Source organism: Streptomyces hainanensis (assembly GCF_004348415.1).
GTDB classification, from domain to species: Bacteria; Actinomycetota; Actinomycetes; order Streptomycetales; family Streptomycetaceae; genus Streptomyces; species Streptomyces hainanensis.
The window spans coordinates 1-5,091 of sequence record NZ_SMKI01000513.1 but is presented as its reverse complement, the minus strand read 5'-3'; the positions used below and the strand labels follow the sequence as shown (position 1 = coordinate 5,091).

General features: G+C 71.7%; 8 protein-coding genes. 2 read left to right on the top strand and 6 right to left on the bottom strand.

Going from position 1 to position 5,091, the window contains the following annotated elements:
- Window positions 1-24: 24 nt before the first annotated feature.
- The 6 genes from E1283_RS31425 to clpS form a co-directional block, all read right to left on the bottom strand.
- A complete protein-coding gene (locus E1283_RS31425; protein WP_132821571.1) occupies window positions 25-975 on the bottom strand; it encodes a PLP-dependent cysteine synthase family protein in 951 nt (316 codons plus the stop codon).
- Window positions 975-1,256, bottom strand: coding sequence for a MoaD/ThiS family protein (locus E1283_RS31420; RefSeq protein ID WP_132821570.1), 282 nt, complete (start codon window positions 1,254-1,256; stop codon window positions 975-977). Before E1283_RS31420 ends, E1283_RS31425 begins: the two co-directional genes overlap by 1 nt.
- A gap of 82 nt (window positions 1,257-1,338) precedes the next feature.
- Window positions 1,339-1,449 (bottom strand): putative leader peptide, encoded by a 111-nt coding sequence (locus tag E1283_RS39770; protein ID WP_341829967.1) that lies wholly within the window; start codon window positions 1,447-1,449, stop codon window positions 1,339-1,341.
- Window positions 1,450-1,519: 70 nt separating this feature from the next.
- Window positions 1,520-1,936 (bottom strand): M67 family metallopeptidase, encoded by a 417-nt coding sequence (locus E1283_RS31415; RefSeq protein WP_132821569.1) that lies wholly within the window; start codon window positions 1,934-1,936, stop codon window positions 1,520-1,522.
- Window positions 1,937-1,965: 29 nt separating this feature from the next.
- The gene (locus tag E1283_RS31410) at window positions 1,966-2,571 is read right to left on the bottom strand and encodes a DUF2017 domain-containing protein (protein WP_132821568.1); all 606 of its coding nucleotides are present in this window, start codon (window positions 2,569-2,571) and stop codon (window positions 1,966-1,968) included.
- Window positions 2,571-2,882, bottom strand: a complete 312-nt coding sequence (clpS, locus tag E1283_RS31405) for an ATP-dependent Clp protease adapter ClpS (protein ID WP_132821567.1) — start codon at window positions 2,880-2,882, stop codon at window positions 2,571-2,573. Before clpS ends, E1283_RS31410 begins: the two co-directional genes overlap by 1 nt.
- Window positions 2,883-2,971: 89 nt before the next feature.
- On the opposite strand from clpS, the gene E1283_RS31400 reads away from it, so the two are divergent.
- Complete coding sequence (locus E1283_RS31400; RefSeq protein WP_132821566.1) at window positions 2,972-4,336, top strand: nicotinate phosphoribosyltransferase; 1,365 nt, start codon at window positions 2,972-2,974, stop codon at window positions 4,334-4,336.
- 79 nt (window positions 4,337-4,415) lie between these two features.
- The gene (locus E1283_RS31395; protein ID WP_132821565.1) at window positions 4,416-5,009 is read left to right on the top strand and encodes an isochorismatase family protein; all 594 of its coding nucleotides are present in this window, start codon (window positions 4,416-4,418) and stop codon (window positions 5,007-5,009) included.
- Window positions 5,010-5,091: the final 82 nt, after the last annotated feature.

Sequence of the window (5,091 nt, the reverse complement as noted above, 5' to 3'; positions counted from 1 at the left end):
GGGTGGGGGGAAACCCAGGGGCCGTCAGGCCCAGAGCTGGCCGTGGAGGTGTTCGATGGCCGCTTCCGTCGTCGGGGCCGTGTAGATGCCCGTGGACAGATACTTCCAGCCCCCGTCCGCGACGATGAAGACGATTTCCGCCGGTTCACCCGCCCGGAGGGCCCGGCGGCCGACACCGATGGCCGCGTGGAGGGCCGCGCCGGACGAGACGCCGGCGAAGATGCCTTCCTGGGCCAGGAGTTCACGGGTCCGCGTCACCGCGTCGGCCGAGCCGACGGAGAAGCGCGAGGTGAGCACCGACTCGTCGTACAGCTCGGGGACGAAGCCCTCGTCGAGGTTCCGCAGCCCGTACACCAGGTCGTCGTAGCGCGGCTCGGCCGCGACGATCTGGATGCCGGGCCGCCGCTCGCGCAGGTAGCGGCCGACGCCCATCAGGGTGCCGGTGGTGCCGAGGCCGGCCACGAAGTGGGTGACGGACGGCAGGTCGGACAGGATCTCGGGGCCGGTGGTGGCGTAGTGGGCGCCCGCGTTGTGCGGGTTGCCGTACTGGTAGAGCATCACCCAGTCGGGGTGCTCGGCGGCCAGCTCCTTGGCGAGCCGGACGGCGGTGTTGGAGCCGCCGGCGGCCGGGGACGGGATGATCTCCGCGCCCCACATGGCCAGCAGTTCCCGCCGCTCCGACGAGGTGTTCTCCGGCATCACGCAGACGATCCGGTAGCCCTTGAGCCGGGCCGCCATGGCCAGCGAGATGCCGGTGTTGCCCGAGGTGGGTTCGAGGATGGTGCAGCCGGGCGTGAGTCGGCCGTCCTTCTCCGCCTGTTCGATCATGAACAGGGCGGGCCGGTCCTTGACGGAACCCGTCGGGTTGCGGTCCTCGAGCTTGGCCCAGATCCGCACGTTCTCGGCCGGCGACAGGCGCGGCAGCCGTACCAGGGGCGTGTTGCCCACGGCCGCCAGCGGCGAGTCGAACCGCATCAGCGCATGCCCCCGGCGACGGCCGGCAGGATGGTGACGCTGTCGCCGTCGGTCAGCTCGGTGTCGACCCCGCTGAGGAAGCGGACGTCCTCGTCGTTGAGGTAGACGTTGACGAAACGCCGCAGCGTGCCGCCGTCCTCGACGAGCCGGGCCTTGATGCCGGGGTGGCTGGTGTCCAGGTCGGCGAAGAGCTCGGCGATGGTCGCCCCGGAGCCCTGGACGGCCTTCTCGCCGTCGGTGTAGTCGCGGAGGATGGTCGGGATGCGGACCTCGATGGCCATGAGGACTCCAGGAAAAGGGCTTGGGCAACGAATGCGATGCGAGAGACGGGAGAAGCGGTGCTGCGGGAGACGTGCGGCTGAATCAGTGAGACGCGCGACACATGGCGCTGGCGAGGCGGCACAGATCGACGTGCAGACGCGCCACCAGCGGGACGCCGCCGGGCCATTCGTCGTTCACGCCGTGGGAAACCATGGTCGCATCGTAGCCATTCCCGGCAACGCGCACGGAAATCGGCTCATAACATCGGCCACCGGCTTCCCTCTCAGACCACCCGCACCTCCTCCTCGGTGACCTCGCCCTCCACGATGCGGAACGAGCGGAACGAGACCGGGCCCTCGTCGTTGCCGCACTCCGCCGTGGAGACCAGGACGTAGTGCGCGCCCGGCTCGTTGGCGTACGAGATGTCGGTGCGGGACGGGTACGCCTCGGTGGCGGTGTGGGAGTGGTAGATGACCACCGGCTCCTCGTCGCGGTCGTCCATCTCGCGGTAGAGCCGCAGCAGGTCGCCCGAGTCGAACTCGTAGAAGGTGGGCGAGCGCGCCGCGTTGAGCATCGGAACGAACCGTTCGGGACGGTCGGTGCCGGCCGGTCCCGCGACCACCCCGCAGGCCTCGTCGGGGTGGTCGGCGCGGGCGTGGGTGATGATCCGGTCGCGCAGCTCCTGGCTGATGGTAAGCATGGCGCCAGGGTAGGCGGGGTGGCTCGGGGTCAGGGCAGCAGCGTCCCGATCAGGGAGTCCTGGAGGCCGCCGAGCCAGACGTAGGCGAGCACGATCGGCCTGTTGGGGTCGCCGGCGGGGAAGTCGAGCATGGCTTCGGCGGCGTCGTCGTCCTTGATGTCCAGGCGGACGGCGATGGTGAGCCGCAGGTCGTTGAGCGCGCCGAGCCAGCGCCTGGCGTCCTCGGGGCCGAGCGTCAGCACGGCCGGGGAGTCGCCCTCCGCGGCCCGGCCGGCCTCGTCGAGGCCGCGGACCATGGCGAGCAGGTCCTCCCGCTTGCGGGTCCTGAGGTCGGTCTCCGTGAAGCGGCGGAACTCGGCGGCCTGTCGGCGGACCTCGTCGTCCTGGTCCTGCCCCGGCTCGCCGTAGGCGTCGGGGAAGAGGCGGGCCAGCGCCGGGTCCTTCGGCGGCTCGCTCGGGCCCTCGGTGAACAGCGCGGCCAGCGGGTCGTCCCCGCCGTCGGCCGGGCCCTGCTCGGGGCCGATCAGCTCGAGCAGTTGGCGGGCCAGGGTGCGGAGGACGGAGGCCTCGCCCTCGTCGAGCGCGATCGCGGCGCCGCCCTCGGGGTCGCGGGTGGCCTCGAAGTAGGCCACCATCAGCGGTCCTGCTGCAGCGTGGCCCACAGGCCGTAGCCGTGCATCGCCTGCACGTCCCGCTCCATCTCCTCGCGACTGCCCTCGGAGACGATCGCCCGACCCTTGTGATGCACGTCCAACATGAGCTTCTTGGCCTTGTCCTTCGAGTAGCCGAAATACGCCTGGAAGACGTAGGTCACGTAACTCATGAGATTCACCGGGTCGTTGTGCACGACCGTGACCCACGGCACGTCCGGAGCCGGCACCTCGGCCGGCGCCTCCTGCGACTGTGTGCTCTCGATCTCCATGGGGATGGCACTCACGGCTCCCATGCTGCCATCCCGGGCGCCCCCATGCCCAAGCGGCCGCCCCGGGACGCCAGATATCGTCACTCTGACGAGATCCGGGGTAGGGTGGCGCCATGAACGTGGATGTGAGGGACGAAGGACGGTCGGGAGCGCCCGTGGCGGTGCCCTCGACCGCCCTGTTCACCGACCAGTACGAGCTGACGATGCTCCAGGCCGCGCTGCGGGCCGGCACCGCGCACCGGCGTTCGGTCTTCGAGGTCTTCACCCGCCGGCTGCCGGAGGGCCGCCGCTACGGGGTGGTGGCCGGCACCGGCCGGGTGCTCGACGCGGTGGAGAACTTCCGCTTCGAACCGGACCTCCTGGAGTACCTGGACGAGCGGGGCGTCGTGGACCGGCCGACCCTCGACTGGCTGGCCGACTACCGGTTCACCGGCGAGGTCCACGGCTATCCGGAGGGCGAGGTCTACTTCCCCGGCTCGCCGATCCTCCAGGTCCAGGGCAGTTTCGCGGAGTGCGTGCTGCTGGAGACCGTGATCCTGTCGATCCTCAACCACGACTCGGCGGTGGCCGCCGCCGCCTCCCGGATGGCGGTCGCGGCGATCGGCCGGCCGCTGATCGAGATGGGCGCCAGGCGCACCCACGAGCTGGCGGCGGTCGCCGCCGCCAGGGCCGCGTACGTCGGCGGCTTCTCCTCGACCTCGGACCTGGCCGCCGGCTACCGCTGGGGCATCCCCACGGTGGGCACCAGCGCCCACGCGTTCACGCTGCTGCACGACTCCGAGCGGGACGCGTTCACCGCCCAGGTCGCGTCGCTCGGCACCGGCACCACCCTGCTGGTGGACACCTACGACGTCGCCGAGGCGGTCCGCACGGCCGTCTCGGTCGCCGGGCCCGAGCTCGGCGCGGTGCGGATCGACTCGGGGGACCTGCTGGTGGTGGCGCACCGGGTGCGGCAGCAGCTGGACGAGCTGGGCGCGCGGAGCGCCAGGATCGTGGTGACCAGCGACCTCGACGAGTACGCGATCTCCTCGCTCGCGGCGGCGCCGGTCGACGCCTACGGGGTGGGCACCCAGCTGGTCACCGGCAGCGGGCACCCCACCTGTTCCATGGTCTACAAGCTGGTGGCCAGGGCCACCGACGACGACCCGCGGTCGCCGCTGGTGCCGGTGGCCAAGAAGTCCCTCGGCGGGAAGCTGTCGGTGGGCGGCGTGAAGTGGGCGGCGCGGGCGAAGGACGAGTACGGGGTGGCTGCCGAGGAGATCATCGGCACGGGACCGGTGCCCGACGAGCTCACCGACTCGCTGCTGAGCGTGGAGCTGATGCGGGACGGCCGGGTCCTCGTCCGGGAGAGCCTGGACGCGGCGCGGCACCGCCACGAGCGGGCGCGGAGCGGCCTGCCGCTCTCCGCCACGCAGCTCTCGCGGGGCGAGCCGGTGCTCCCGACTCGTTATCGCACCGAGGCGCCGGTGACGGCGTAGGCTCACAACCGATCGCCGACAGTCACGGAACGATTCGAATCCGTCTTCTTCGTTCGTCTTCTGTAAACGAGGTGTTCCCATGCAGCGCGCCCTGATCGTCGTCGATGTGCAGAACGACTTCTGCGAGGGGGGAAGCGTCCCCGTCACCGGCGGCGCGGACGTCGCGGCCGCGATCACCGACCTGATCGGCGCCGCCACGCCGGCCTACCGGCACGTGGTGGCCACCCGCGACCACCACGTCGACCCGGGCGACCACTTCTCGTCGCGCCCGGACTTCGTCCACTCCTGGCCCCGGCACTGTGTGGTCGGCACCGAGGGCGTCGGCTTCCACCCGAACTTCGCGCCGGCGGTCGCCTCGGGGGCGGTCCACTCGATCTTCGACAAGGGCGCCTACGCGGCCGCCTACAGCGGCTTCGAGGGCGCCGACGAGTCCGGCCTCGGCCTCGCCGACTGGCTCAGGGCGCGCGGCGTGACGGCCGTCGACGTGGTCGGCATCGCCACGGACCACTGCGTGCGGGCCACGGCCCTGGACGCGGCCCGGGAGGGCCTGTCGACCCGGGTCCTGCTGAGCCTCACGGCGGGCGTCAGCCGACGCACGGTCGACGCGGCCTGCGAGGAGATGACGGCGGCCGGCATCGAACTGGACGGCCACCCGGTGGTGGCGGCCGACTGACCCGGCCCCGGCCGGGGCCGCCGGGGCGCCGGGGCGCCTCCGGCTCGGTTCCTCCCACCCGCCCCTGTCTCTTATACACAAC